The following is a 25,614-nucleotide window of genomic DNA, read 5'->3' as shown; positions in this document are numbered from 1 at the left end:
AGCCGCCCTCGCCTCCGAAGCCGTTCGTCATGTGCTGGGCCAAGTCGCGCCGGGAGCTCAAGAACCCAAAGTCGTGACGACCGAAGAACGCTTGCGCAATGGCGAACCCTATGCGTTTGTCGCCCTGCGCCTGCCGCCTGCGGACTCCCACTCCCTGCGCCAGGGGCTCGACAAGAAGCTGTCCCAAATTCACGGTGTGACGCTGCATGTGAACGCCCACGACGAATGGGAAGTGCGCGTGGATGGCGTGCCCTGCCTGCTGCTGCGTCTCACTCCGCTCACCCCGGAGCCAGCCGAGAAGCACCCGGCCAAGGGGCGGCTGGCAATCGTCATCGACGACATGGGCGAAGATGTGGCCGTGGCGCGCGATCTGGCCGCGCTTGGCGTTCCCATTGCCTTTTCCATCTGGCCCGACAGCGGCCACAGGGTGCAGGTGCTCAACATTGCGCAATCCGCGGGGAAAGAAATTTTCATCCACCTCCCCATGCAGCCCAAAGGCTACCCCAAGGTTGCGCCCGGCCCGCATGCGCTGCTTGACGGCATGACCGCCGAAAGGATTCAGGAGGTTGTGCGCCGCGCCGCGTCACGGGTGCCTGGAGCCGTCGCCGTCAACAACCACATGGGCTCGGCCTTTACGGAGTCGACCTACGGGATGCGCGCGGCGTTGTCCGCCATAAAGGGGCAAGGGCTTTTCTTTCTGGACAGCCGCACCACGGCAAAGAGCGTCGGGGTCGCCGAGGCCCGCCGCATCGGGCTGCAAGTGCACCAGCGCGATGTGTTTCTGGACAATGATCTCGCCGTGCCCGCCATTGTGGCCCAGTTGCGCGTGGCCGAAGCTGCGGCCCTGAAGCACGGACACGCCATCGCCATCGGGCATCCGCACAAGCAGACCGTTGCCGCCATCCGCGCCTGGCTCAAGAAAAAGAGCCCATCCGTTCATGTGGTCACCGTATCTTCGTTGCCGCCGCAATGATGCGCCTTGCCAATTCCGCGGTCTTCAGGCTATCCTTTTGATTCAACTGGCGAGCCATCTCTCTAGGCCCGATTTTTGCTAGCATTTTCCGGCAGAACGGCTTTTTCCTTCCACTGGGACCACGGGCGTACAAGGAACGGCGGACATGAGCAAAATTCTAGAACAAGATGAAGTAGATGCCCTTCTGCGCGGTCTTTCCGGCGGAGAAGTTGAAACAACGCCCGACATTCCAGAAGATGACTCCGGCATCGTTCCCTTCGACCTCACCAACCAGGACCGCATCATCCGCGGCCGAATGCCGGTCCTGGAAATCGTAAACGACCGTTTCGCTCGTCTGTGCACAAACGCTCTGGCCAACACCATGCGCAAACGCGTGGATATCAATCCCATCTCCATCGACATGAGCAAATTCGGGGATTTCATGCGCTCGCTCCCCGTTCCGACCAGCATCTCCATCTTCAAGATGGAGCCCCTGCGGGGCAATGCCCTGCTGGTTGTGGACTCGCGCCTGGTCTTCGCCCTGGTGGAAAACTTTTTCGGCGGCGCGGGCAGTCAACCGAAGGTGGAAGGGCGCGATTTCACGCCCATTGAGCAAGCCATCGTGGACAAGGTCGTCAAGGTGGCGCTCTCCAACATGGAGGAATCCTGGAAGCCCGTGCATGAGGTGCACATCGAGGTGGTGCGCTCCGAGGTCAATCCGCAGTTCGCCGCCATCGTTCCGCCAAGCGATGTGGTCATCGTCATCACCTTCGAAGTGGAGTTGGAAAACGCCATCGGCTCGCTCATCTGCTGCCTGCCGTATGCCACGATGGAGCCCATCCGCTCCAAACTGCACGCCTCCTTCCAGTCAGAACGCCTTGAGGTGGACCATGTGTGGATCAGCCGCTTCAAGGAGCGGCTGCTCGAAACCCCGGTGGAATTTCTTGTGCGCCTCGGCAAATCACGCATCACAGGACGGCAACTTCTGAATCTCGAGGTCGGCGACATCATGCTGTTGGACACCGATGCGGAGGATCTGCTGGAGGTCGAGATCGAAGGCGTGCGGAAATTCCATGGCGTGCCTGGTCGCGTAAAAGGCAACAAGAGCTTCAAGATCATCAAGGACGAGCAGTTGCACTTCTAGCTTTCGCTTTTGTCTTCGCCCATCCGCAGCCCCCTTCCGGACCGCCAAAGCCCTTGACTTGCGCCGCGTTTGCGGTGCATTTCCCTGCACGCGAACACAAGCGGCCCATGCGCCGCATACACCATTCACCGGAGGACACCACATGACGACCGAGCGCACCTTCTCCATCATCAAACCCGATGCCGTCGCCGCAAAACAGACCGGCGCCATCATCCAGATGATCCTCGATGCGGGCCTCACCGTTAAGGCCATGAAGATGATCCGGCTCACCCGCCCCCAGGCCGAGGGCTTCTACGCCGTGCACAAGGAGCGCCCCTTTTTCAAGGATCTCGTGGAATACATGATTTCCGGACCGGTGGTGGTGTCCTGCCTTGAAGGCGATAACGCCATTATCCGCTACCGCGAACTCATGGGCGCCACCGACCCCGCCAAGGCCGCCGAAGGCACCATCCGCAAGAAGTTCGGCAAGAGCATCGAGGCCAACGCCTGCCACGGCTCAGACGGACCGGACACCGCCAAGGTCGAAATGTCCTACTTTTTCAGCTCCCTGGAGATCGTGGGGGAATAAGGGCAATGAACAATCGCGTCGGCTTCATCGGCGTCGGGAACATGGGCACGGCCATCATCAAAGGGTTGGCCGCACAGGGCATACAGGTGCATGGCTACGACCTGGACTCGGCCAAGCTTGAAAAGCTGGGCCGCGAGGTCGGGCTTACGGCCGAACCCTCGCCCAAAACCCTGGTGAAGCACTGCCGTTACGTGCTGCTGGCCGTAAAGCCGCAACACCTCCCGGCCGCGCTTGAAGACATCGCTCCGGAGCTCTCCCCCGGGCACTGCCTGCTGTCCATCGCGGCCGGGATCACCATGGCTCGCCTGCAGGAGCTTTGCGGGGGACGCTGTCCTGTGGTGCGCATCATGCCCAACACCCCGGCCCTGGTGGGCGCAGGGGTATTCGCCCTGTGCTTTGATGACGCAAGCCTCGATGCAGAGCGCCGAGATTTCATCCGGGCCATGCACAAACCTTTGGGCCAGGTGCACGAACTGCCCGAGAAACTCTTCGACGCCTTCACCAGCGTGGCGGGTTGCGGGCCGGCGTACGTGTTCTATGTCATGGACGCCATTGTGGAGGCCGGGGTAAACCTGGGCCTGCCCCGCGCACAGGCCACGGACATCGTCAAGGCGCTCTTCAGCGGATCGGCCAAGCTGGCCGAAGAAGGCGGGATGCACTTGGCCGAACTGCGCGAGATGGTCACCAGCCCGGCCGGGTCCACCATCCGCGCCACCATGCACTTCGACCGCATGGCCATGCGCGGCGTCATCGTGGACGCCGTGCGCGAGGCTTACGACCGCAACGTCGAACTGGGCTAACGCTCCTAAAACGACAAAAGGCCGACTGGACGCTGAGCCCAGTCGGCCTTTTTTTGTGCCCTGCTGCTGCCGCTGCGGCCCGCCTGTACATGTGAAACTCTTGTGAAACAGCTCTGCTCTTTTGATGCGCGACCGGTGCTACAGCCAAAGCCATGGCAGATGCCGCACGACAACGACCTTGCACAGCTGCAACAACACGACGCCAGCAAACCCAGACAAGAGAACGAGTCTAAATAATTGTTTGAGTTTTTCTAGAGTCCATGGAGCACCTTGCGGGCCCAGGATCGGCTTGTTTTTGATCTCTCCGAAGTACCGCGTCGCCCCCCCCATGCCACCCCCGAGGAGCCAGGCGCATGTCGCCATGGGCCAGCCAGCGTTGGGGCTCTCCATGCGCGCGGCTTCCGCCCGAACATGGGCCATGGCCTCGCGCCAGGGCAGACGCAAAATTGCCCCACTCCCCACAAGAAGCACAGCCGATACTCGCGCAGGCAGGTACGCCAGAACATCGTCAGCTCGGGCCGCCGCCCAGCCCAGTTGGTTGAAACGCTCCGTGCGGTAGCCCCACATGGAATCCATGGTGCTGACCGCCTTGTACGCCCACATGAGGGCAGGTCCGCCCAGCACAAGGTAGAACAGGGGCGCAACGAAGGCGTCGCAAAAGTTTTCAGAAACGGTTTCGGCCAGGGTCTTGCGCAGTTCCGGGGCCTGCATGGTCGTTGTGTCCCGGCTCACCAGCATCCCTACCGCCAGCCGCGCATCGTCGAGCCGCCCGTCATCCTCCACAAGCTCAAGCGCCTCACGCCCGCTGTCCACAAGCTCGCCAAGAGCAAGCCCGGCATATGAGAAATACGCCAGGAGAAGAACGCCGAAGAAGTGGATGTCGCACAGGAAGTCCACAGCGGCATATGCCCCCCCGGCCATGAGCCCGACGCACAAGGCTCCGGCGAACCGCAGAGGCAGTCCGCACCGTCGCGCGAGGGGCTCCAGGCGGTCCAGCCCCCATCCCAAGCCCCGCACGGGGTGTGGCAGCCTGTGCGGATCGCCAAGCAGCAAGTCGAGGGCAAAAGCCAGCGTGGGCAGGCTGAAGAATGTCAAGGCCAGAAGGTTCGACACCACGCCTCCTGAAACGAAAAAGGCGGGGAAAGCGTTGTGTCCGCCCTCCCCGCCCGGAATATGGCGGCCTAGCTTTCGAAGTAGGACCGAAGCACGCTGCTGCGCACCGGGTGGCGCAGTTTGCGCAGGGCCTTGGCCTCGATCTGGCGGATGCGCTCGCGGGTGACATTGAAGAGCTTGCCAACCTCTTCAAGGGTGTGGTCGCTTTTCTCCCCGATGCCGAAGCGCTTGCGCAGCACCTGCTCCTCGCGGGGGGTCAGGTCGGCCAGCACCTTGGCGATCTGCTCGGAAAGCTTGGTGCTCACCACCTCCTCGGCCGGGGCGGTGGCCTTCTTGTCCTCGATGAAATCGCCAAGGTTCGAATCCTCTTCGTCGCCGATGGGCGTTTCGAGGCTGATGGGCTCCTTGGCGATCTTGAGCACCTTCTTGACCTTCTCCACGGGATAGTCCATGCGCTCGGCGATCTCTTCCGGCGAGGGGTCGCGGCCAAGCTCCTGGACCAGGTAGCGGCTGGTGCGGATGAGCTTGTTGATGGTCTCGATCATGTGCACGGGGATGCGGATGGTCCTCGCCTGGTCGGCTATGGCGCGGGTGATGGCCTGCCGGATCCACCAGGTGGCGTAGGTGCTGAACTTGTAGCCCCGCTGGTACTCGAACTTGTCCACGGCCTTCATGAGGCCGATGTTGCCCTCCTGGATGAGGTCCAGGAACTGCAGGCCGCGGTTGGTGTACTTCTTGGCGATGGACACCACAAGGCGCAGGTTGGCGCGGATGAGCTCCTGCTTGGCGCGCATGGCGGCCAGGTTGCCGCGCTTGATGCGCCAGAGGACCTCTTCCAAGTCGTCCACATTGTGGCAGCACTTGTCCTGCAGCCGGGTGATGATCTCCATCTTGCCCGAAAGCATCTCCTTGAAGGAAAAGAACTCATCCACGGTCATGCCGAGCGCGTCCGAAGCGTTCACGGGGTTCATCTCCCGGTCGTCAACGGCCTTGAAGATGCGCACGATCTCGTCGCGGCTTTTGCCCACAGAAAGCACATAGGCCGAAAGGTCGCGTTGGCAGTTGTGCATTTGGCGCACATAGTCGGACACGGTCTCTATGATGCGGTCGACAAGGGTCTTTTCGATCTTGATGTCGCGCAGCCTGGTGACGATTTCCTCCTTGTACGAGAGGATGTCGTTCTGCACGGCGGTGACGCGGCGGTCGAGCTGGGCGCAGGCGTCGAGCTTGTCGTATATCTTGCGCTTCTTCTTGTAGAGGACCTTGACCTCGTCGAGCAAGAAGATGACCCGCTGGCGCTGGTTCATTTCATCCTCTGTGGGGTCGTCCTCCTCAATGGTCTTGACCACATCCTTAAGCTTGATGCGGGTGTTCTTGAGGTCCTCGCCCACCTGGACGAGTTCCTCCACGGCAACGGGCACCTCCACCAAGGCGTACAGCACGTCCAACTCGCCGTTCTCGATCTTCTTGGCGATGACCACCTCGCCTTCGCGGTCCAGCAGGGGCACGGCGCCCATTTCGCGCAGGTACATGCGCACGGGGTCGGTGGAACGAGAGGAATAGTCGGCGGCATCGTCGCCGTCGGATGGCGCCAGATCAAGCTCCTCGTCGGTATCCGCAGTTTCTGAGGTCAGCTTTTTCCCATTTTCCTCAGAATCCACGATGACGATGTTCATCTGGTCAAAGATGCTCATCACCTCTTCAAGCTGATCGGGCGTGTTCATCTCCGTGGGGAGCGTTTTGCCCACTTCCTCGAAAGTCAGAAATCCGTTTTTCTTGCCCTTGGCGATAAGGAGCTTGATTTGCTGGATTTCTTTCAAATTATTCATTCTTCCTCCCTGCTGGGGGCATTGAGATCCGTAAGCGCGGCCATGAGTCGTTTCACTTCGTCCGGGTCACCGGACTGGCTGGCCCGGCGTATGTCTTCCATCAACTGCTCTCGCGTGTTCCGCACATCCGCAAACGCAATGCGTTGGCAAACGTGCGTCCACTCCTCGGCCAAAGCCTCACCCTCGGGCTTTTCCCTCGAGCGCGTGTCGGCCCAGAAGCTTTTTTCCTCAAGGTCAAGGGTCGGCACAACATCGGTTCCCTGGGCCGCCACGAGCTTCTCCCACAGAGCACGGCCAAAATCCGTGGTGAGCAGGCGCTCGAACCCGCGCTTCACCAATTCCGGGACATACTCCGGATACTGGATGGCGAAGCGCAGGAAATAGCGGTCGTCCCGTTCCTCGCGGCCGACCGCCGGGGCCTTGGGCGACGGCATCGCATCGGTTCGCGACCGGTTCGGCGCGAAACCGCCGCCCCCGCCTTGCCGCCCCTGCCCGGCACCGAAACGGCGCAAATCCGCCTCGGCAATGCCCAGGCCTTCCGCCAGTCTCGGTATGTAGAACGGGCGCAAGGAATTATCGGCCAGATGCGCCAAAAACCCATTGGCCCAGGCCACAATTTCTCTTGGCGAAAGGGTTTCACGCACCACGGAAGTGCAATACTCCAGACCGTCCACGGCATTCTTGAGGCAAGCGTCGAGGCCCGGCTGTCCAAGCTTCTGGAGCAGGCTGTCCACATCCTCGCCATCGGGCATAAGCACCACGCCGCACTTGGTCCCGTACTGCAGAATCATCTCCGCGCTGCGCAAAGCCGCCTTGCGACCCGCCGCGTCCCCGTCAAAGATCAGCTCCATGCGCGAACAAAACCCGGCCAGACGCTTCACCTGATCCATGGTGAGCGCGGTGCCGAGAACTCCGCAGGAATCCGTGTAGCCGAACTGGTGCAGCGACAGCACATCCATGTACCCTTCCGTGAGTATCGCCCGCTTGCTGCGGGTCATGGCCTGGCGGGCCTGGAAGAGACCGTAGAGATGTTCCCCTTTCTTGTAGATGGGCGTGTCGCTGCTGTTCAGATACTTGGGTTCACCCTCTGTAAGTATTCTGCCGCCAAAGGCAATAACCTGACCCGATAAATTCTGTATCGGAAAAATAAGCCTGCCTCTGAAGCGGTCGTAAACCCGTCCCCGCTCGTTCTGGGACAAAAGTCCGGCCATGACCGCATCCTGTGGCGCAAAGCCGCGCGACCGCAAAAAAACCGACAGTCCCTGCCAGTCGTCCGGGCTGGCGCCCAGGCCGAAGGCGGCAATCGCCTCTTCCGCCGCTCCGCGCCGGGCCAGGTAGCCACGCGCCACATCCCCCACGGCCAAGCCGAGATTCCGGCGATAATACTCCTGCGCGGCCTCATGCATTTCGTGGCACAGCCGCTTCATTTTTTGCCGCTCGTCATATGCCGGATCGGGCGCAAAAGCCTTGAGCTCGATCCCGGCCTCTTGCGCCAAGTGCTCCAGGGCGTCCTTGAATTCCAAGCCATTGACGCGCTGGTAGAAATCCAGCACATCGCCACCGGCCTGGCAGCCGAAGCAGTAGAAGAAGCCTTCCGCTTCGTTGACGCTGAAGGAAGGGGTCTTCTCCTGGTGAAAGGGGCACAAGCCCATGAGCCGTCCGCCCGCTGGGCGGAGGGACACGTAGCGCCGGACCATCTCCGCAATGTTGATCCGCTGCTTGATGGCCTGAATGACCTGCCTGTCCATGACTCCGGAACCTCCGGCGCTACTTGAGCGCCACCTCGGTCATGCCGTCGCCGCCACGATCCTCGTTGGCCAAGGTGTAGGACGCAACTCCGGGTGCGGTGCGCAAATAGGCGTGGATCTCCTTGCGCAAGGCGCCGGTGCCTCGGCCATGCACAATCTCCACTCCGCGGGCGCCGCGCAGAAGCGAAGCATCGAGAAATTGCGCCAGGGCCGCAAGCGCCTCGTCGGCGCGCTGCCCGCGCAAGTCGATGCGCGGCGTGAAGCCAAGGTCCGCGGCAACGCCGCCAGCGGGCTTCCTCACCTGTTGAGATGGCTGTGCATCCAGGCTCAATTCCGAAAAGGCCACCCACATGGCCACACCGGAAAAATCCACCTTGACTTGGCGTTTGCGCTCATCCTTCTCGACAACCGCGCCGGATTTGCTCCAGGCCTTATAGCTGACGCGTCCGCCAGGGACAATGTCCTCCCACTGCAGGCTGGATGAGGGGGATGTCTCGTCATCGCGCGCGGCAGGTTCCAGGCGCTCACGCACATCAGCCAGCTTTTTGAGGGCCTGCTTGCGGCCGATGCGCTCGCTCTTCCATTCGCGCAAAACCCCCTGGGCCATGGCGCGCACCTCTGTCAACAGCTTGGCGCGCTCCCTCTCGAAGCGGGCCTCCAAGCCTTCACGTTTCTTCTTAAAGGCGGCGCGCTCCTGTTCCAGAGCCTCGTTCTCGCGCTCACGCTTCACGGCGAGAGCGTTCAAACGGTCCAGCACGGCGCTGGTGTCGGAGCCGTCAAGCAGCAGATACTGTTCGGCGCGGGAAAGAATGGTCCGAGGCAATCCATGCTCACGGGCGACATCGAGGGCGATGCTTGCGCCCACCTGATCATAAGCGAGACGGAACAGCGGACGTTTGGTTGCGGGGTCGAACAACACGCTGGCCGCACGCACCCGTTCGGTCGCCAAGGCATACGCCTTCAAGGCCGGGAAGTGCGTGGCCGCAAAGCTGGTAACTCCGCGGTCCAGCAAGGCATCGATGACCGCCTGGGCCAGCGCCGCGCCCTGCGTCGGGTCGGTGCCCGCACCGAACTCGTCGAGCAGGAAAAGGGTGCGATCGTCCACACGATCCCACACGCGCGAGATGTACTGAATCTGCGCAGTGAACGTGCTCACGTGCTCCTCAAGGCTCTGCTCGTCCCCCAGCACCACAAAAACGCTGGTCCACAGGCGGAGCGAGGATCCCTCGGCCACGGGCACGGGAAGACCGGAAAAGGCCATGAGGGCGATGAGACCGACGGTCTTGAGGCACACGGTCTTGCCGCCAGCGTTGCCGCCGCTGACCACAAGCGCAAGCTGCCCTTCCCGAAGCTTGATGTCCAGCGGTTGCGTGTCCGGGTTGTGCAGGGCCAGAAGCGGATGCCGGGCGTTCAGCAGGCGCGCGGGACAATCGTCCCCGATGTCCAAGGCGCGGGCGTTGGTGGCTTCGGCGAGCCGGGCCTTGGCCATGAGCACATCCAAGCGCACAAGGCTGTCGTAGCTGGCGACAACGCCAGGACGCTCCTGACGGACAAGCCCGGTCACATACTCCAAGACCTTGCGTTCTTCAGCCCGCTCTTCCTGCTTCAGCTCCTGCAGGGTGTTGTTCACCTCGACCAGGAACATGGGTTCGAAATAGCAGGTTTCGCCAGTCTGCGAATAGTCGTGGATGATGCCGGGGAATCGGTTCTTAAAGTTTACCTTGAGGGGCAGCACGTAGCGATCAGACGAAATGGTGATGTAGTCGTCCTGCAGATACTGCGAAATGTTCTCGGCCAGCACGAAATCCTTCACGCGCTTGGAGCAGCGCTGGTGGATTCCGCGTATTTCCTGGCGCACGGAAAACAACCCCGGAGAACTTTCGTCCTTGAGGCGCCCGTCCTGATCCAGGCAGCGCTTGAGAGCGGATGAAGTGGCCGCGGGCCAAGGTGCGCCCGAAACCAGCTCGACGAGTTCGTCCCAGCCCCTTTCGGCGAATGGGGACAGCAAATCGCGGGCGTTGCGCGCCTGATCCAAGGTAAGGGCCAAGGCGAACAAGGCGTCAAGGTCCAGCACCCGGTGCGAAACGTCGAGTTCCGGAAAAAAGGGGGCAAAATTCGGAAACGGGGTCAGACGGAATCCCGACTCGCGCACCCAACGCAAAGCTTGATCAAGCAGGGCAAGTTCGCTTCGCACCGCCTGGACGGTCGACATGGGATGAAGTCCAAGACAGGCGAGGGCTCCAGGCTCGGAGACGGCGAACCCCGAAAGCTCTTTCAAGACCTTCGGGAACTCCAGCAAATGCAGGGTTCTCGGTTCCATGAAGGCCGCCGGTCAGGAACTGAGTCGGGCGCGCACGGCCTCGCTGGCCTTCCGGCCATCGTAGCGGCCCTTGTACGCCAGCGCCAAGGCCGCCATGACCTTCCCCATGTCCTTGGGCCCCTGGGAGCCCGTTTCAACGGCAAGACGATCTATGGCTTCGGCGAGTTCGTCATCGGTAAGCGCTGTCGGCATGTACCCGAGCAAGACTTCCAGTTCTGCCGACTCAACAGCGGCGAGTTCCGGACGCCCATGCTTCTGATACTGCTCCAGCGACTCGCGGCGCTGCTTTATCTGGCGGGAAATGATTCCGAGATAGTCGTCATCGGTGAGGGGGCGCAAGACCTCTACGGAAAGGTTCTTGGCGGCTGTCTTGAGATGCCTCAAGACAGCCAGCCGAACCGAATCCTTGGCCTTGTAGGCAAGGACATACTCCGAATCGATGCGTCCCTGAAGGGTACTCATCCGTCGTTCCTGGACTTGCGCATCTTTTTGATAAGGCGCTTTTTGGCAGCGGCCTTCTTCTTCTTTTCCTGGACGCTGGGCTTCTCGTAGTGCTGACGCTTCTTGAGTTCGGAGAGGACGCCGGCCTTTTCGACCTGCTTCTTGAAGCGGCGCAGCGCGATCTCAAAGTTGTCACTGTCATCCAACAAAATACCGGGCAAAGAAATCACCTCCCCGAACAAAAATCAGAATGAAGAAAGGGCATGTACCCCATTCCATAGCGGATAGCAAGAGAAAACGCAGCCCGAATAAAACAGGCCCCATCGGTGAATGACCGAAGGGGCCTGCCGGTAACGCAAATGGCTCGATTGCTCAGGGCTAATGAGCGGAGTGGTGCCCGCCGCGGCTGTCAAACCAGGACTTCAGGATGCAGTAGCCCATCCCAGAGCTGATGACGAACAGCACGATGTAGAGCACGCCGAAGAACACCGCGTGATCAGCCTGCCACCAGGGAAGATCCTGGGGCAGTGGGCTGTGCACAGTCTCACCATGAAGCATAAGAGGCCTCCAGGATTACTTTACGGCGTCTTTGAGAAGCTTGCCCGGACGGAACTTGACGACCTGAGTGGCGGGGATCTTGATTTCCTTGCCGGTACGGGGATTGCGGCCCACGCGCGCCTTGCGCTTCTCCACCTGGAAGGTGCCGAAACCGGTCAAGGTCAGCTTGCCCTCTTTCACGAGGATGTCCTCGACGGCGCCAACAAAAGCATTCAGGGCGCGCTCGGCGTTGGCCTTGGTCAAATTGGCCTTTTCAGAAATTTTGACAACCAGCTCAGCCTTCGTCATGTGTCCTTCCTCCTCAAATTGGTGGTCTCTGTTTGCGGCCCGGACCTTTCCGAGTCAGACATAAAATCCATTGGAATTGCAGTACATAGTGGCGAAGCCCAGCGGTCAATCACCATTTGTCCGTTCGCCACGTTTCGCATCAAGGCTGACAAACCCATATCCGGCCTCAATACGCAACTGGACCTGGATAAACACCAAAGCAAAAGCCAAGTCAAGCAAGAAAATCGATCGGCAGGAGTTTTGCCATGCTCAGAAACCGTTCTGGCGCTAGCGTCTCCGGGCGCTGCATTTGGTCTATATCGAGCGCACGAAGCACTCCTACGTAATCGGGAATCCCCTTTGATTTCAGTATAGTACCTAGCTGTTTGCGCCGCTGTTGAAAGCATAGGCGCAATGTGGCCGCCAAGCGGGAGACCTCTTCGCCTGTGGGGCGGGGTGTCCGTAAAAAAAAACGCAACACGGCGGAAGTTACTTTTGGCTGCGGACGAAAAACCTGTGGAGGGACCTTGAACAGGAATTCGACCGTGGCAAAATTTTGCACAAAGGCGGAAAGAGCCCCATACGTCTTGCCCCCTGGGCCAGCCGCTACACGCTGCCCAGCCTCCAGTTGAACCATGAAAACGGCCTGTGAAAATTCGGACCGGCTGACGATGTCCCAAATTAACGGGGAGGCGATGTTGTACGGCAAGTTTCCCACAATCTTCCACCGCTCGCCGCTTGCAAGGCTGGCCCAGTCGAAGCGCATGGCATCGCCGCGCACCACTTCGGCCAAGGGATTACGGCGTTCAAGCTCGCTGGCCAAGGCCTCGTCCTTTTCAAGGGCCACATAGCGACCTGGGGTTCGCGCAAGAATATGCTCCGTCAGCGCACCGCGCCCGGGGCCGATTTCAAGGACGTTGTCGCCCGGAGCCAGGTCCAGGGCCTCGACGATCTTTCTGGAGACGTTAGGATCGACAAGAAAATTTTGCCCCAGGCTCCGTTTGGCCGGGGCAAACGGTTGAGGCTGCTCGTGGCTGCTCATGCTGAACCCTAGCAACAGCGCAGCGGGTTGACAACCTGTTTGCGAAATCATTACAAGCTGGCAACATCGTTGAGAAGGAGCAGCCCACGTGAATCTGCGCGAATACATCCGAGACGTCCTTGACTTCAAGCCTGGCATCACCTTCTTCGACATCACCCCGCTTTTGGCCGACCCCAATGCCTTCCGCTACGCCATCGACGCGCTTGCGGAGCGGTATCAGGACTGCGGGGCAAACAAAATCGTCGCAGCCGAGGCCCGGGGTTTCCTGTTCGGCGCACCGCTTGCCTATAAGATGAACATCGGCTTCATACCCGTGCGCAAGCCAGGCAAGCTGCCATACAAAACTGCCGAGGTCACCTACGAGCTTGAGTATGGAACGGACAGTCTGCAAATGCACGTCGATGCCGTCAAGCCCGGTGACAATGTCCTCATCATCGACGACCTGCTCGCCACCGGCGGCACCACCAACGGCATGATACAGCTTGTGCGCAACGCGGGCGGTTCCGTGGCGGGCATCGGCTTCCTCATCGAGCTGGGGTTCCTCGACGGCCACAGCAAACTCGAGGGCATCCCCCACGAGTACCTGCTGAAGCTGTAGAAGGCCGCGTTCCATGAGCATCATCGGCATCATCGGCGGCAGCGGCCTCGACAACCCTGACATTCTCCAGTCCCCAACCGACGAGCGTGTGTCCACGCCCTACGGCGACTTGCCCTCGCCCATTCGCGTGGGCTCCATGGGCGGGCACACGGTCTGTCTCGTAGCCCGGCATGGCCGCGAGCACACCGTTCCCCCGACCCAAGTGAACTATCGCGCGGTCATCAGCGCTCTGCGCCAGCTCGGCTGCACGGGCATCCTCTCCACCACCGCCGTCGGTTCCCTGCGCGAGGACATCCGGCGCGGGGATCTCGTGGTGCTGGACCAGTTCATCGACTTCACGCGGCACCGCCCCATATCGTTCCACGAGGGCTTCCAACCACACTCCCCCGTGCATACCCCCATGGCGGAGCCCTTCCACAACGGTCTTCGCGGCCTGCTCGTCAAGGCCTGCAAAGATCTCGGCATCCGCCACCACGAGCGCGGCACGGTGGTCACCATCGAAGGCCCCCGCTTCTCCACCCGCGCCGAGTCGAACATGTTCCGCCTCTGGGGCGCGGACGTGATCAACATGAGCATCGCCCCGGAATGCATCCTCGCAAACGAGGCCGCCATCCCATACGCCTCCATCGCCATGAGCACGGACTACGACTGCTGGAAAACCGACGAGCCGCCAGTGACCTGGGACGACATTCTGGCCATTTTCCGCCAGAATGCGGAAAAGGTCACCAACGTGCTCATCAGGGCCATCGGCGGCATGAACTAGATTCGTCCGCCGATGCGGTGGGCATGGGCTTGACAACCACCGGGCCGCATCATAAAGAACCCGTCTCTATTTTTGATGACATCTGGCGGTCGCACCCTGCCAGACAAGGAGGAACTTCCCATGGCTGATGACAAGAAAAAGATCGGCGCCCTTGACGGCGCACAAATGACCCCTGAGGGGCTGTCCTTCAAGGGCTTCATCCTCTCCCCCGTGGTGGAGAACTGCACCGGCTGCGAGCGCGTTGTCCCCTTTGAGGGCGCCAACTACTGCCCGACCTACGCTGACCCTGCAAAGAAGTGGAGCCACGGCATCTGCAACTTCGCCACCCACGTCAAGGCCACCGTTGACAAGGAAGGCAAGACCAAGATCAACCCGCTGAAGGCGTCCAAGCGCGCCGCCAGGGGCCGCTAGCCCGACCGGTTCCGAGAAGGCGGGGGCGACCCCGCCTTTTTTCTGTTTCAGCAACCCAGCGACGCCCCGCCGCCGCGACATGGAGCCCCCATGCTTGCCGCAATCCAACGGCACATCGACGCCTCGGCCCAGTTCGTCATCGACCTGCAGCGCTCCCTGGTGGCCATTCCCGCCCTCGGCCCCATGAACGGCGGCCCTGGCGAGAAGGACAAAACGGAATTTCTCAAGCCGTTTCTCGCCGACATGGGGTTCGCCCAGGTGCGGGAGTTGCGCGCCCCGGACCCTGCCGTGCCTTGCGGCTACCGGCCCAGCATCGCCGCTGTCGTCCCCGGCCGCAACAGCGCCAAGACCTTCTGGGTCATCTCCCACACCGACATCGTGCCTCCCGGTGACCTGGCCCTTTGGGACAGCGATCCGTATTCGCTCAAGGTCGATGGCGACATCATCGTCGGCCGCGGCGTGGAGGACAATCACCAGGGCATCGTCAGTTCCCTGGTCGTGGCCAAGGCCCTGCTTGATCTCAAGCTCACTCCGGAAATCAACTACGGCGTGCTGCTTGTGGCGGACGAGGAAACCGGCAGCAAGTACGGGCTGGACCATGTGGTGAAACATCACCCCGATCTTTTCGGCCCCGACGACCTCTTTCTCGTGCCGGACTTCGGAGAGCCGGGATCGGAAATGATCGAGATTGCTGAAAAAAGCATGTTGTGGCTCAAAGTCGTGGTGGAGGGCAAGCAATGCCACGCCTCGACGCCTTCCGCCGGAGTGAATTCGCTGCTTGCGGCCGCAGCCTTCATCACCCGCGTTCCAAGCCTTCACCAGCGCTTTGACCGCAAAGACCCTCTTTTCGATCCGGACCATTCCACGTTCCAGCCCACCAAGAAAGAGGCCAACGTGGAAAACGTGAACACCATCCCTGGCCGGGACGTGTTCTACCTCGACTGCCGCGTCATGCCCGGATACGACCTTGACGACATCATGGCCGCCATTCGGGAAATCGGCATCGGCGTCGAACGTGAGCACGGCGTGCGCATCGGCTACGAATTCGTGCAGCGCGAACAGGCGGCCCCGCCAACCCCGGCGGAAAGCGAGATCGTGCGCAAGCTCGTTGCCGCAGTGCGGTCGGTCTACGACAACAATCCCAGGATGCAGGGCATAGGCGGCGGCACGGTGGCCGCGTATCTGCGTCGCGCCGGGCACAAAGCCGCCGTGTGGTCCACGCTGATGCACAACGCGCACCAGCCCAATGAGCGCTCGTCGATCTCGTGCACGTTGAAGGACGCCAAAGTCATGGCGGCCGTCCTCGCAGACATCTAGGAGACCGCTGCCCATGCACACCTCTCGCGCCCTGCCGGAGGTCTTTGACCTTGCAATCGTGGGCGCCGGACACGCCGGGTGCGAGGCCGCCAGCGCCGCAGCCAGACTCGGGCTCGCCACTCTGCTCTTGACCAGCAACGCCGACCGCATCGGGCATCTGTCGTGCAACCCGGCCATCGGCGGGCTAGCCAAGGGGCACATGGTGCGGGAAATCGACGCCCTTGGCGGCCGCATGGGGCTGTGGGCCGATGCCGCGGGCATCCAATTCCGTCAGCTCAACACAAGCAAGGGCCCTGCCGTACGTGCCACAAGGGCGCAGATTGACAGGGCCGCATACATGCGGGTGGTCCAGAACGACCTCTTCGCCCAACCCGGAATCTGGATCATCGAAGACATGGCCGTTGAGGTGCTGACAAAAGGCGGCCAGGCCAGCGGCGTGCGCACCCTCATGGGCCAGTGTTTTTCTTCACGCGCGGTCCTGCTCACCACCGGCACCTTCCTCGGCGGACTCATCCACATCGGCATGACGCATTTCCCCGGCGGCAGGCTGGGCGACGCTCCAGCCAACGGCTTGTCCGGCTCGCTTCGCGCCCTCGGCTTCGAACTGGGGCGGCTCAAGACCGGCACCCCCGCCCGGTTGCTCAAATCGAGCATCGACTTTTCCTCCATGGAAGAGCAACCCGGCGACGATCCGCCGACGCCCTTCAGCTTCCTGAACTCCTCCGTGCCACTGCGCCAGGTGCCCTGCCACCTGACGCACACCAACGAGGCTACCCATGCGGTCATTCGCGCGGGCTTCGACCGCTCCCCCCTGTTCTCCGGGATCATACAGGGCGTTGGGGCGCGCTATTGCCCCTCCGTGGAGGACAAGGTGGCCCGCTTTCCGGACAAGGAGCGGCACCATGTCTTCATCGAACCAGAGGGCCTGGACCACCCGGAAGTGTATCCCAACGGGATATCCACCAGCCTGCCGCTTGACGTGCAAAAGGCCATGCTCAAGACTATTCCGGGGCTTGAAAACGCCGTCATCGTCCGGCCTGGTTACGGAATCGAGTACGACTTCGCCCACCCAACGCAACTGCTTCCGACTCTGGAGTCAAAGCCGGTTCCGGGCTTGTATCTTGCCGGGCAAATCAACGGCACAAGCGGCTATGAGGAGGCCGCGGCACAAGGCCTCTGGGCGGCGCTCAACATATTCTGCGCGCAAACCAACCTCCCCCCCTTCCTGCTGCGGCGTGACCAAGCCTATATGGCTGTCCTTGTGGACGACCTGGTGACGCGCGGCACCAACGAACCCTATCGCATGTTCACTTCGCGCGCGGAATACCGGCTGTTGCTGCGCGAGGGCAACGCCGATGCCCGGCTGACGCCGCTGGGACGTGACCTCGGCCTAGTGGAGGATGCCCGATGGAACCGCTTTGTCGAAAAGCGGCGGCGTCTTGAAGCCCTCCTTCTCGCCTTCGACTCCGTGCATATCCGCCCGGACGCCCCCACGCGCGAAATTCTGGGCAACATCGGCGCAGCCGTTCCTGGCAAGGCGGCGCCGCTTTCGGCCCTGCTGCGCCAGCCACAGCTTGCCATCCATAATCTGGCCCCCTTCCTTCCCATGATCGCGGACGAAGACCCTGAAATTCTCGCGGAAGCCGAAACGCGCATACGGTACCAAAGCTATCTGGAATTGGAGGCGCAGCGCGTGTCGCGCAGTCGTGACCTGGAAGACACGCCCCTGCCGCAGGGCATGGAGTATGCTGAAGTGGTGGGCCTGACGCGCGAAGTGGTCGAGAAACTCCAACGCGCACGGCCAGCGACCCTAGGGCAGGCTGGACGCATATCGGGAGTGACGCCCGCCGCCGTGGCCTGCCTGGAGATATTTCTGCGCAAGGGGGGGCTGCTCGGCCCCGGGAGTCGAGCGTCCCGGCATCATTGACATTGCTGCCTTGACGACCTATTTTTTACATTTGCGGGACAGAACCCCGCGACACAACACCAGGGCGGCTCGGTCCGTCGCCCGCATGAGGAGCCACAGTCTTGGACGAAGGGTCAAACGGTACAATACTTTCGGCCATCCGCAACCTTTTCCGAAAAGCCGATTCCCCACTGGACGAAATGTTCAAGGATGCGGTGGCCGAAGGAGAGATCAAGAGCGACGATGTGCGCGTTCTACAGAACGTCATCGACCTTGAGGACAGGCACGTCAGCGAAATCATGATCCCCAGGCCGGACATCATCTGCGCCGAGCAGGACAGCCCCCTCGCCGAGGTCGCCGAGCTGATCATCCAGCACGGACATTCCCGCATCCCCATCTATCGCGACAACCGCGACCACATGGTCGGCGTGGTCCATGCCAAGGACATCCTCGGCCCCTTGCTCCAGCCGTCTGCGGACCAGCCCCTTGTGACGGGCATCATGCGGCCGGTGCACTTTGTTCCAGAGACCACGAACCTCAAGAGCCTGCTGCACGACATGCAATCCCGCAAGATACACCTGGCCGTGGCACTGGACGAATATGGCGGCACAGCCGGGCTGGTGACGATGGAAGACGTGCTGGAACAGATCGTCGGCGAAATCGGGGACGAATACGATTCCCTGCGCCCGGAGGACGTGCAAGAGCTGCCCGATGGCAGCCAGATCGTCTCCGGCCGCGTTTCGCTCGATGAAATCAACGAGCGTTTCGGCCTGGAGCTCAACTCCGAACTTGTGGAAAGCATCGGCGGCCATATCAGCGAATTGGCCGGACGCATACCGGCTGTGGGCGAAAGCTTCGACCTTGGCGAATGGCGTTTCCAGGTGCACGAGGCCGATGCCAAGCACATCGAAACCCTGCGGGTGCTTCGTGCGGAATAGGTCTGGAGCCGTGATCGCCTCTCCTGTCCTCTGGCCTCTTGCCGCAGGTTTGGGCGCCTTCTTCGGCTATGCCAACCCGGCTTGGCATTTTCCCTTGCTCGCTCTGGTCCTGCCCGCTGCGCTGTCCACCTTCGGACGTGCGGCCCAGACGTCCCGCCAGGCCTTTGCGCTGTGCTGGCGCATCGGTTCTGTGGCGAGCATCGCCTGCCTGTACTGGGTGTACTGGCCGGTGATGCACTATGGCGAGGTGAACTGGATTCTGGCTCTGCCGGTGCCGGTGCTGCTGGCGATGGCCATGGGCTGCTACCACGGTCTCTTCGGAGTGGCCGCGTGCCTGTCCAACCGGCTTTCCCCGCTCCTGGCGATGGTGTTTCTGGGCCTTGCCTGGACAAGCATGGAGCTGGCCCAGGCAACGCTGCTCTCCGGTTTTTCCTGGCTGACCCTTGCTTCCGCCTTCGCGCCGTGGACCATTGTTGTGCAGGCGGCCTCGGTGATGGGCGCCTATGGCGTTTCCGGCGTGCTTGCCGCAATCGCCGCTGGAGCAGTGCTCGGCGTTCGAGCCAAAGCGTGTCTTGCCCTGTCCACCGCCCTGACGATTGCGCTACTGGCGTTCGGCTGGCAGCGCATGGACAACGATGCCGAGACCACACCAGCGCACACCGTTGCGGTGGTCCAGGGCAACATCGACCAGAGCATCAAGTGGGATCCGGCCTACCAGATGGACACGGTGCGGAAGTACGTGCGCCTGAGCCGCGACATAGCCGCTTCCGCCTCTCCGGAGCTCATCGTCTGGCCCGAGACCTCCATGCCGTTCTACTTTCAGGACGACACGCCCATGCGCGAGCCAGCCGCCGCATTCGCGCGTACCGGGAAGGCGGCGTTGCTCATCGGCGCGCCAGCCTATGAGCGCACCAGCGGCCCGCAGTCGTTCGTGCTCTACAATCGGGCCTTCCTCCTCACCTCCGGCGAGGCCAGTCAGACCTGGTACGACAAGGAACACTTGGTTCCCTTCGGCGAATACATGCCCCTTGCGGGCTTATTGCCCCTGCAGAAGCTCGTTTCCGGCGTGGGCGACTTCGTCCCAGGCCGCAACGAGCATCCCCTCAAGGTCAACGGGCTTGCCCTAGGGGTGCTCATCTGCTACGAAGCCATATTCGCGGACCTTGCCCAGGAACGGGTTGCGCAGGGGGCGAACGTGCTGGTGAACATCAGCAACGATGCTTGGTTCGGTGACACATCGGCCCCACATCAGCACCTGCGCTTGGCTTCATTACGGGCCATCGAGCAGGGGCGTCACATGGTGCGCAGCACCAACACCGGAATTTCCGCGTTCATCGATCCCCTGGGACGGGTGCGCCAAGTCGGCCCGCAGTTTGCGGAACTTGCGGCAGCCGGAGTTGTGCACCCTCGCAACGACAACACGCTCTTCCATAACGTCTACGGCTGGCTGCTGGCGGGGCTGGGTGCAGCCATGGCGGTGTTCGCCGTTCTCATTTTTCGGGGGGTTCCGCGCCCCGGACAAACCAGCGGCCTTCGCTAGGCCGCCGCAACAAAGACAGGGAAATGCTGCAATTTGCCGACTTGAAGACCCAGGGCCAAGCCTTGCTCGAACAGTACGAAACGCTCTGGGGGCGTCTTTGACTCCGTTGAGTCACGCGAGCGCCTGAATGAAATCGAGGCGCAGCTTGCAAAGCCCGGCGCCTGGGACAAGCCGGAGCTGCTGACCCCGGTTCTGCGTGAAAAGAGCTCCCTTGAGTTCAAGCTTTCCATGTACGCAGCGCTCAGGCAATCCAAAATCGACGTGGACGACTGGCTAGTACTGGCCCAGGAAGACCAGAGCCAGGACGCGCTTGAAGCCCTGGCCGAGAATCTTTCCGCGCTGCAAAACCGCCTGGACGAGACCGAACTGTCCATTCTACTGAATGGACCGGACGACAACAGCCCGGCCATTCTGGAAATCCACCCCGGTGCTGGCGGCGTGGACGCCCAGGATTGGGCTGAAATGCTGCTGCGCATGTATCTGCGCTGGGCCGAATCGCGCGGATTCCAGGTGGACGAGTTGGACCGGCTCTACGGCGACGAGGCAGGCATAAAGAGCGTGACGCTGCAAATCAGCGGCCCTTACGCCTATGGGCTTCTCAAAGGCGAGGCTGGAATCCACAGGCTCATCCGCATATCTCCCTTCGACTCCTCCGGGCGCAGGCACACGGCCTTCGCTTCCATCGACGTGTACCCGGACATCGACACGAACATCGAAATCGAGGTGCGGGAGGAGGACCTGCGCATCGATGTGTTCCGCGCCAGCGGTCCCGGTGGCCAGCATGTGAACCGCACCAATTCAGCCATTCGCATCACCCACTTGCCATCTGGCATCGTGGTGCAGTGCCAAAATGAAAAGTCGCAGCTCAAAAACAAGATCTCCGCCATGAAGGTGCTCAAGGCCCGGTTGTACGAACGGGAGATCAAGGAGCTTGAGGCGAGCAAGAAGGCCGATTACGCCACCAAAGACGCCATAGCTTTTGGCAGCCAGATCCGCACCTACACCCTGCAGCCCTACCGCCTGGTCAAAGACCACCGCTCCAACTGGGAGGATTCCGGCGTGGACGCCGTGCTGGACGGCCGTCTGGACGAGTTCTTGCGCGCCACCTTGCTCTGCGCTCATTCGGCAAGGAAGACCGGCAATGCCTGACACCAAGCCCCCCCCCAGCCTGAACCGCGAGCTTGACGCAATCGAATCCCACTGCAGGGATTCCGCCCAATCCGGGCCATCAGGGCTCCGGCTCTGCCGCACAGTGCGTGGGATGAACCGGGAGCAATGGCGGCGCATCAAAGAGGAACTGGGCCTGGAGGCCTGGCACGCCGAGCCTCTGGAGGCCGACTCCGGCTTGAGCCTACATGGTTTTCTGCGGGTGGAAATGGAGCGGACGCGCAGTTGCCAACATCCGCTGGCCTTAGCCTTCATCCGCCCGGAAACAGGGGTGGAAAGCGTGTTGAATCTTGTCCGCACGCACCTGCGCTGCTTCGATCACGCGTCCTTGTTCGACGAACGCACGATCGCCATATGCCTCACAGCCACCCCTCTCGTGGCGGCGGAACGCGTCGTCGGGGCGCTGCTCAGGCGCATCCGGCAGGGCTTCGGTCCAGACCAGCTCTGCTCCGCCGGCCTTGTGGGCTATGGGGGACTGGCGCGCATCGACACGGGCGAACTGCTCGACACCGCGCACAGGGCGCTGCACGAAGCTGCGCGGCTTGGGGGCAACCGCCTGGAGGTGGCGCCCAGCGCCGACGCGGCCCTCGCCTCGCGCGAGACCCTTGTGCGCGCCAGTGAAAAGCATTTTCTCTTCACAGGAAAACAACTGCCAGATACGCAGGACGGCCAATGAGCGACAACATCAATCCAGGCGGCACGGTAAGTCTGTGCATAATGAGCGGCAAAGGCGGAGTGGGCAAGACCAACCTTTCCCTCAACCTGGGATTCTCCCTGCGCGACCAGGGGCACCCCTCGCTGCTGATGGATTGCGACCTTGGATTGGCGAACCTGGACGTGCTGCTTGGGCTCGCCCCGGAAAAAAACCTCCAGGACATGCTGGCCGGCTCCGCCCAGCCCCATGAAGTTGTGCAGACCATAGAGCCCGGATTGGACATCCTGCCGGCCGCCAGCGGCGTGCCCGAAATGGTCGAGATGGACCAGAACCAGCAAGCCGCGCTGTTTGACAAGCTGACGACCCTCGTCTCTGGTTATGAGTTCCTTATCTTGGATCTGGGAGCGGGCATCAGCGGCACGGTGCTCTCGCTTGCGCGCATGGCGCAAATGCGCGTGGTTCTGGTTACCCCGGAACCGACTTCCCTCACTGACGGCTATGCCATCATCAAGGTGCTGCATTCCCGCTTTGGAGTACGGGACTTCCTGGTGGTGGTGAACCAGGCCACAAGTCAGGAATCAAAAGAGACCTTCCAGAGGCTTAACACGGCCTGCAAAACATTTTTGGGGTTTGAACTCGTGCACCTGGGCCATGTGCGTCTGGACCGCTCCATGACCGAGGCCGTCATCAACCAAAAACCCCTTGCGCGCCACGCTCCCAATTGCTCGGCCATCAAGGACATCACGGAACTGGCCATGCGGATCGCCAGGTATCGCCAAGAAAACCTCGACGCCCTCCAGGGACGACAAGCGCTCAAGAATATTCTTCTGCCCTCAACCTAACGAAACCCTTGACGGAATACCCTTCTTTTGGGCATATCAGCAATACATGTCGACAAGTACCCCCCACCGTGCCTTCTGGCACGCTGTCACGAACTGCCCAACACAACGGAGCGGTCAATGAACAAGAGTGAACTCATCAAGGCCCTGGCCGAAGACAAGAAACTGCACATTGATGACGCCACCAAGGTCGTCAGCGCATTCTTCGACGCCATCAAGGACGCCCTGGTCGCTGGCGACAGGGTTGAAATCCGCGGCTTCGGAAGCTTCAAGGTCAAGGACTACGAGGGCTACACCGGCCGCAATCCCAAAACCGGAACCGTTGTTGAGGTGCATCCCAAGCGCCTGCCCTTCTTCCGTCCCGGCAAGGAACTCAAGGAGTTCATCAACGAATGATTTCCAGGCTGATGCTGATAATAGCCCTGTTGCTGGCCATGCCAGCGCAGGCCATAGCGGGTGGGCCTCGGCTCACCCTGCTTTTTTGTGCCAATACCGAAGGCGAAGTCCGTCCCTGCCCATCCTGAGGGGGGAAACTCACCGGAGGATTGGCCCGGCGGGCCAGCGCACAGAAAGCCTTCAGGCAAAACGCCACCAAGGGGAGCCCTGTGCTCTTCCTGGCAGGAGGGTACGAGTTCGTCCAATACGAACCAGCTCGGCTCCCCTCGCGACAGCGGCTGGCCTTCATGGCCGATGCCTTCGACCTGCTCCGCCACGACGTGCTTGTCGTCACGCCATCCGAGCGTACGGTCCTGGCACGGTCCGGGGTGAAGCCACGCCCGTACTGGCGTGGTTCTGACCGTCTGGAAAAGCATGTGCTCAAGGCGGGTGAGGTCACAGTCGGACTGCTTGTTCTTCCAGAACTGCCAAGAGGGGCACGGGGCCTGCCGCAAAACCTCATCCACGGAATTGAACATGCGGTTCGCGAACTGCGCGGAACCGCGCAAATCGTTGTCGCCATGAGCCCCTGGGGATATGCAAGGGAGCAGGAATTATTGAAGGCGAACGGCCCGCTCCCCCACGTCCTGCTCGGATCCGGTCCAGGGGTTGGGGTGGCGGGAATGCTTGCCGACGGAGGGAAAACCGCCTGGATGCGGTCCTACCCTGAAGGGAAAGCTGTGTTGTGCCTGGAAGTGCTTGATCTTCCCCTGGGGAATCCCACTTTCAAATGGACGGAAGGGAAAAATGTTCGTATGACCCTTAACGGGCTTACTGACCAGTATACGGAAGACCAGCAGATGCTCATGCTTATGCACACCAAGAGCACCGACTAGGAAGGAGGATTGAATGAGCTTTCGCGGCGCGTTTACCGCACTGGTGACGCCGTTCAAAAACGGCGCCGTGGACGAAGATGCTTACAGGGCCTTCATCGAATGGCAGATCGAGCAGGGAATCGACGGCGTTGTGCCCTGCGGCACCACCGGCGAGGCTGCGACGCTGTCGCACACTGAACAAGGGCAGGTGATCAAGATCTGCGTGGACCAAGTCAAAGGTCGGGTGCCGGTCATCGCCGGGGCTGGGTCCAACAACACCCGCGAGGCCATCGAGCTGGTGCAACTCGCCAAGGACGCCAGGGCCGACGCAGCGCTCATTATCACCCCCTACTACAACAAACCCACTCCAGACGGCCTGGTGGCCCACTTCAAAGCCCTTGCAGCCGAAGCGTCAATGCCATTTATCCTCTACAACGTTCCTGGCCGCACCGGTCAAAACGTGATGCCGAAGACCATCGCCCGCATCGCCAAGGCAGTGCCCGAGGTCATCGGGTGCAAGGAGGCCACTGGCGACATCAAGCAGGGCACCGAGCTTATCGAAATCATGGGCCGTGACTTCACTGTGCTCTCTGGCGACGATTTCACCGTGCTGCCCCTTCTTGCAGCTGGCGGACACGGGACCATCAGCGTCACCTCGAATGTCATGCCCGCCAAGATGTCCGGCATGATCGCCGCTTTCAACAAACGCGACACGGCCAGGGCCCAGGCGCTCAACCTGGAGATGATGCCTGTAAATCGGGCCATGTTCATTGAAACCAACCCCATTCCGGTCAAGACCGCCCTGTCGCTCATGGGCAAAATGGGCCCAGAATTCCGCCTTCCCCTTGTTCCCATGGAAAGCGCCCACCTGGAACAATTGAAAACCATTCTCAAGGCGAGCGCCCTGATTTAGACCACGCTGTACGCGATTACTCCCGCCCCTTGCGCCCCTGCCGATGCCTCGACAGGGGCGTTTTTTATTCTCTGCGCCCATTCCCTTCATCTGGAACTATGCTATGCCCAATACACCCGCCCTCGTCACCAATCGAAATCAACAGGAGGAACATCATGTCTTGTGAGATGATAGAAAAGTGTCTCTTTTTCAATGACAAGATGGCTGACAAGCCTGGCACGGCCGAGATCACGAAAGCTCGCTACTGCAGGGGCGACTTCGCAAGTTGCGCACGCTACATGGTCTGCAAAAGCCTTGGCCGTGACAAAGTGCCTGCGGATCTTTACCCTGGGCAAAAGGACAGGGCACTCGCCCTGCTGCACAAATAGCCAAATCGCCGTCAACGCCCCCCCCCCCCCCCCCCCCCCCCCCCCCCCCCCCCCCCCCCCCCCCCCCCCCCCCCCCCCCCCCCCCCCCCCCCCCCCGAATGGCAAACGCAAAAAAGGCCCTGTCGAGTGACAGGGCCTTTTGAAAAAAAGTCTTGGCGGCGACCTAC

25 protein-coding genes and 1 pseudogene are annotated in these 25,614 nt (G+C 61.4%); 17 read left to right on the top strand and 9 right to left on the bottom strand.

Features of this window, described 5'->3' with window-relative positions; genetic code table 11:
• The first annotated feature begins 73 nt into the window (after positions 1-73).
• The 4 genes from CHB73_RS15570 (at position 74) to proC (ending at position 3,464) form a co-directional block, all read left to right on the top strand.
• Positions 74-973, top strand: coding sequence for a divergent polysaccharide deacetylase family protein (locus CHB73_RS15570; RefSeq protein ID WP_179217089.1), 900 nt, complete (start codon positions 74-76; stop codon positions 971-973).
• Between the two features lie 145 nt (positions 974-1,118).
• Positions 1,119-2,096, top strand: a complete 978-nt coding sequence (gene fliM / locus CHB73_RS15565) for a flagellar motor switch protein FliM (protein ID WP_089275528.1) — start codon at positions 1,119-1,121, stop codon at positions 2,094-2,096.
• Between the two features lie 142 nt (positions 2,097-2,238).
• Positions 2,239-2,664: a nucleoside-diphosphate kinase gene (gene ndk, locus CHB73_RS15560; RefSeq protein WP_089275527.1), complete on the top strand. Its 426-nt coding sequence runs from the start codon at positions 2,239-2,241 to the stop codon at positions 2,662-2,664.
• 5 nt (positions 2,665-2,669) lie between these two features.
• Complete coding sequence (gene proC, locus CHB73_RS15555; RefSeq protein WP_089275526.1) at positions 2,670-3,464, top strand: pyrroline-5-carboxylate reductase; 795 nt, start codon at positions 2,670-2,672, stop codon at positions 3,462-3,464.
• Between the two features lie 138 nt (positions 3,465-3,602).
• Here proC and CHB73_RS15550 read toward each other — a convergent pair whose 3' ends face one another.
• The 9 genes and pseudogenes from CHB73_RS15550 to rsmA form a co-directional block, all read right to left on the bottom strand.
• Positions 3,603-4,577, bottom strand: coding sequence for a CobD/CbiB family cobalamin biosynthesis protein (locus tag CHB73_RS15550; RefSeq protein ID WP_089275525.1), 975 nt, complete (start codon positions 4,575-4,577; stop codon positions 3,603-3,605).
• Positions 4,578-4,645: 68 nt separating this feature from the next.
• Positions 4,646-6,406 (bottom strand): RNA polymerase sigma factor RpoD, encoded by a 1,761-nt coding sequence (gene rpoD, locus CHB73_RS15545; protein ID WP_089275524.1) that lies wholly within the window; start codon positions 6,404-6,406, stop codon positions 4,646-4,648.
• Complete coding sequence (gene dnaG / locus CHB73_RS15540; RefSeq protein WP_089275523.1) at positions 6,403-8,154, bottom strand: DNA primase; 1,752 nt, start codon at positions 8,152-8,154, stop codon at positions 6,403-6,405. Before dnaG ends, rpoD begins: the two co-directional genes overlap by 4 nt.
• 19 nt (positions 8,155-8,173) lie before the next feature.
• Positions 8,174-10,474 carry an endonuclease MutS2 gene (locus tag CHB73_RS15535; protein ID WP_089275522.1) on the bottom strand — a complete coding sequence of 767 codons (2,301 nt, stop codon included), beginning with the start codon at positions 10,472-10,474 and terminating at the stop codon, positions 8,174-8,176.
• Between the two features lie 12 nt (positions 10,475-10,486).
• Positions 10,487-10,936 (bottom strand): GatB/YqeY domain-containing protein, encoded by a 450-nt coding sequence (locus CHB73_RS15530; protein WP_089275521.1) that lies wholly within the window; start codon positions 10,934-10,936, stop codon positions 10,487-10,489.
• Positions 10,933-11,136 (bottom strand): 30S ribosomal protein S21, encoded by a 204-nt coding sequence (rpsU, locus tag CHB73_RS15525; RefSeq protein WP_089275569.1) that lies wholly within the window; start codon positions 11,134-11,136, stop codon positions 10,933-10,935. Before rpsU ends, CHB73_RS15530 begins: the two co-directional genes overlap by 4 nt.
• Positions 11,137-11,293: 157 nt before the next feature.
• On the bottom strand, positions 11,294-11,473 hold the full coding sequence (locus tag CHB73_RS15520; RefSeq protein ID WP_089275520.1) for a hypothetical protein: 180 nt from the start codon (positions 11,471-11,473) through the stop codon (positions 11,294-11,296).
• Between the two features lie 15 nt (positions 11,474-11,488).
• A pseudogene (locus CHB73_RS15515) lies at positions 11,489-11,767 on the bottom strand (HU family DNA-binding protein); the annotation flags it as partial.
• A 205-nt stretch (positions 11,768-11,972) separates the two neighbouring features.
• Positions 11,973-12,782 carry a 16S rRNA (adenine(1518)-N(6)/adenine(1519)-N(6))-dimethyltransferase RsmA gene (rsmA, locus tag CHB73_RS15510; protein WP_089275518.1) on the bottom strand — a complete coding sequence of 270 codons (810 nt, stop codon included), beginning with the start codon at positions 12,780-12,782 and terminating at the stop codon, positions 11,973-11,975.
• 88 nt (positions 12,783-12,870) lie between these two features.
• Between rsmA and CHB73_RS15505 the strand changes: the two genes are divergently transcribed.
• The 13 genes from CHB73_RS15505 (at position 12,871) to dapA (ending at position 25,079) form a co-directional block, all read left to right on the top strand.
• Complete coding sequence (locus CHB73_RS15505; RefSeq protein WP_089275517.1) at positions 12,871-13,380, top strand: adenine phosphoribosyltransferase; 510 nt, start codon at positions 12,871-12,873, stop codon at positions 13,378-13,380.
• Between the two features lie 13 nt (positions 13,381-13,393).
• Entirely contained in the window at positions 13,394-14,143 is a 750-nt protein-coding gene (gene mtnP / locus CHB73_RS15500) for an S-methyl-5'-thioadenosine phosphorylase (protein ID WP_089275516.1), read from the top strand.
• 120 nt (positions 14,144-14,263) lie between these two features.
• A complete protein-coding gene (locus tag CHB73_RS15495; protein ID WP_089275515.1) occupies positions 14,264-14,554 on the top strand; it encodes a PxxKW family cysteine-rich protein in 291 nt (96 codons plus the stop codon).
• Between the two features lie 90 nt (positions 14,555-14,644).
• On the top strand, positions 14,645-15,871 hold the full coding sequence (locus CHB73_RS15490; RefSeq protein WP_089275514.1) for a M20 family metallo-hydrolase: 1,227 nt from the start codon (positions 14,645-14,647) through the stop codon (positions 15,869-15,871).
• A gap of 13 nt (positions 15,872-15,884) precedes the next feature.
• On the top strand, positions 15,885-17,798 hold the full coding sequence (gene mnmG, locus CHB73_RS15485; protein WP_089275513.1) for a tRNA uridine-5-carboxymethylaminomethyl(34) synthesis enzyme MnmG: 1,914 nt from the start codon (positions 15,885-15,887) through the stop codon (positions 17,796-17,798).
• A 179-nt stretch (positions 17,799-17,977) separates the two neighbouring features.
• Entirely contained in the window at positions 17,978-18,715 is a 738-nt protein-coding gene (locus tag CHB73_RS15480; RefSeq protein ID WP_235641630.1) for a hemolysin family protein, read from the top strand.
• Positions 18,672-20,255, top strand: coding sequence for an apolipoprotein N-acyltransferase (gene lnt, locus CHB73_RS15475; RefSeq protein WP_089275511.1), 1,584 nt, complete (start codon positions 18,672-18,674; stop codon positions 20,253-20,255). Before CHB73_RS15480 ends, lnt begins: the two co-directional genes overlap by 44 nt.
• A 23-nt stretch (positions 20,256-20,278) precedes the next feature.
• A protein-coding gene (gene prfB / locus CHB73_RS15470; protein WP_143337427.1) for a peptide chain release factor 2 occupies positions 20,279-21,404 on the top strand; the annotation gives its coding sequence in 2 pieces (ribosomal slippage) (positions 20,279-20,353 and positions 20,355-21,404; 1,125 coding nt in all).
• Positions 21,397-22,098: a GGDEF domain-containing protein gene (locus CHB73_RS15465; RefSeq protein ID WP_089275510.1), complete on the top strand. Its 702-nt coding sequence runs from the start codon at positions 21,397-21,399 to the stop codon at positions 22,096-22,098. The genes prfB and CHB73_RS15465 overlap by 8 nt, the downstream gene beginning before the upstream one ends.
• Positions 22,095-22,919 carry a MinD/ParA family protein gene (locus tag CHB73_RS15460; protein WP_089275509.1) on the top strand — a complete coding sequence of 275 codons (825 nt, stop codon included), beginning with the start codon at positions 22,095-22,097 and terminating at the stop codon, positions 22,917-22,919. Before CHB73_RS15465 ends, CHB73_RS15460 begins: the two co-directional genes overlap by 4 nt.
• A gap of 117 nt (positions 22,920-23,036) precedes the next feature.
• Positions 23,037-23,312 carry an HU family DNA-binding protein gene (locus tag CHB73_RS15455; protein ID WP_089275508.1) on the top strand — a complete coding sequence of 92 codons (276 nt, stop codon included), beginning with the start codon at positions 23,037-23,039 and terminating at the stop codon, positions 23,310-23,312.
• The gene (locus CHB73_RS15450) at positions 23,309-24,187 is read left to right on the top strand and encodes a UshA-like (seleno)protein family 2 (RefSeq protein ID WP_456152180.1); all 879 of its coding nucleotides are present in this window, start codon (positions 23,309-23,311) and stop codon (positions 24,185-24,187) included. The genes CHB73_RS15455 and CHB73_RS15450 overlap by 4 nt, the downstream gene beginning before the upstream one ends.
• A 13-nt stretch (positions 24,188-24,200) precedes the next feature.
• The gene (gene dapA / locus CHB73_RS15445) at positions 24,201-25,079 is read left to right on the top strand and encodes a 4-hydroxy-tetrahydrodipicolinate synthase (protein ID WP_089275506.1); all 879 of its coding nucleotides are present in this window, start codon (positions 24,201-24,203) and stop codon (positions 25,077-25,079) included.
• The last annotated feature ends 535 nt before the right edge of the window (positions 25,080-25,614 follow it).

Source organism: Humidesulfovibrio mexicanus, assembly GCF_900188225.1.
GTDB lineage: Bacteria > Desulfobacterota > Desulfovibrionia > Desulfovibrionales > Desulfovibrionaceae > Humidesulfovibrio > Humidesulfovibrio mexicanus.
Note: the sequence above shows the minus strand (reverse complement) of the source record. Positions and strands in the feature narration are given on the sequence as shown.

What these genes read in the sequence shown, in the direction of transcription:
- lnt (WP_089275511.1), top strand. Translation starts at nt 18,672, where the DNA reads ATGCCAAGCACATCGAAACCCTGCGGGTGCTTCGTGCGGAATAGGTCT.
- CHB73_RS15465 (WP_089275510.1), top strand. Translation starts at nt 21,397, where the DNA reads ATGCCTGACACCAAGCCCCCCCCCAGCCTGAACCGCGAGCTTGACGCA.
- mnmG (WP_089275513.1), top strand. Translation starts at nt 15,885, where the DNA reads ATGCACACCTCTCGCGCCCTGCCGGAGGTCTTTGACCTTGCAATCGTG.
- ndk (WP_089275527.1), top strand. Translation starts at nt 2,239, where the DNA reads ATGACGACCGAGCGCACCTTCTCCATCATCAAACCCGATGCCGTCGCC.
- proC (WP_089275526.1), top strand. Translation starts at nt 2,670, where the DNA reads ATGAACAATCGCGTCGGCTTCATCGGCGTCGGGAACATGGGCACGGCC.
- rsmA (WP_089275518.1), bottom strand. Translation starts at nt 12,782, where the DNA reads ATGAGCAGCCACGAGCAGCCTCAACCGTTTGCCCCGGCCAAACGGAGC.
- dnaG (WP_089275523.1), bottom strand. Translation starts at nt 8,154, where the DNA reads ATGGACAGGCAGGTCATTCAGGCCATCAAGCAGCGGATCAACATTGCG.
- CHB73_RS15530 (WP_089275521.1), bottom strand. Translation starts at nt 10,936, where the DNA reads ATGAGTACCCTTCAGGGACGCATCGATTCGGAGTATGTCCTTGCCTAC.
- mtnP (WP_089275516.1), top strand. Translation starts at nt 13,394, where the DNA reads ATGAGCATCATCGGCATCATCGGCGGCAGCGGCCTCGACAACCCTGAC.
- CHB73_RS15495 (WP_089275515.1), top strand. Translation starts at nt 14,264, where the DNA reads ATGGCTGATGACAAGAAAAAGATCGGCGCCCTTGACGGCGCACAAATG.
- CHB73_RS15460 (WP_089275509.1), top strand. Translation starts at nt 22,095, where the DNA reads ATGAGCGACAACATCAATCCAGGCGGCACGGTAAGTCTGTGCATAATG.
- fliM (WP_089275528.1), top strand. Translation starts at nt 1,119, where the DNA reads ATGAGCAAAATTCTAGAACAAGATGAAGTAGATGCCCTTCTGCGCGGT.
- rpoD (WP_089275524.1), bottom strand. Translation starts at nt 6,406, where the DNA reads ATGAATAATTTGAAAGAAATCCAGCAAATCAAGCTCCTTATCGCCAAG.
- CHB73_RS15490 (WP_089275514.1), top strand. Translation starts at nt 14,645, where the DNA reads ATGCTTGCCGCAATCCAACGGCACATCGACGCCTCGGCCCAGTTCGTC.
- CHB73_RS15520 (WP_089275520.1), bottom strand. Translation starts at nt 11,473, where the DNA reads ATGCTTCATGGTGAGACTGTGCACAGCCCACTGCCCCAGGATCTTCCC.
- dapA (WP_089275506.1), top strand. Translation starts at nt 24,201, where the DNA reads ATGAGCTTTCGCGGCGCGTTTACCGCACTGGTGACGCCGTTCAAAAAC.
- CHB73_RS15535 (WP_089275522.1), bottom strand. Translation starts at nt 10,474, where the DNA reads ATGGAACCGAGAACCCTGCATTTGCTGGAGTTCCCGAAGGTCTTGAAA.
- CHB73_RS15455 (WP_089275508.1), top strand. Translation starts at nt 23,037, where the DNA reads ATGAACAAGAGTGAACTCATCAAGGCCCTGGCCGAAGACAAGAAACTG.
- CHB73_RS15480 (WP_235641630.1), top strand. Translation starts at nt 17,978, where the DNA reads ATGTTCAAGGATGCGGTGGCCGAAGGAGAGATCAAGAGCGACGATGTG.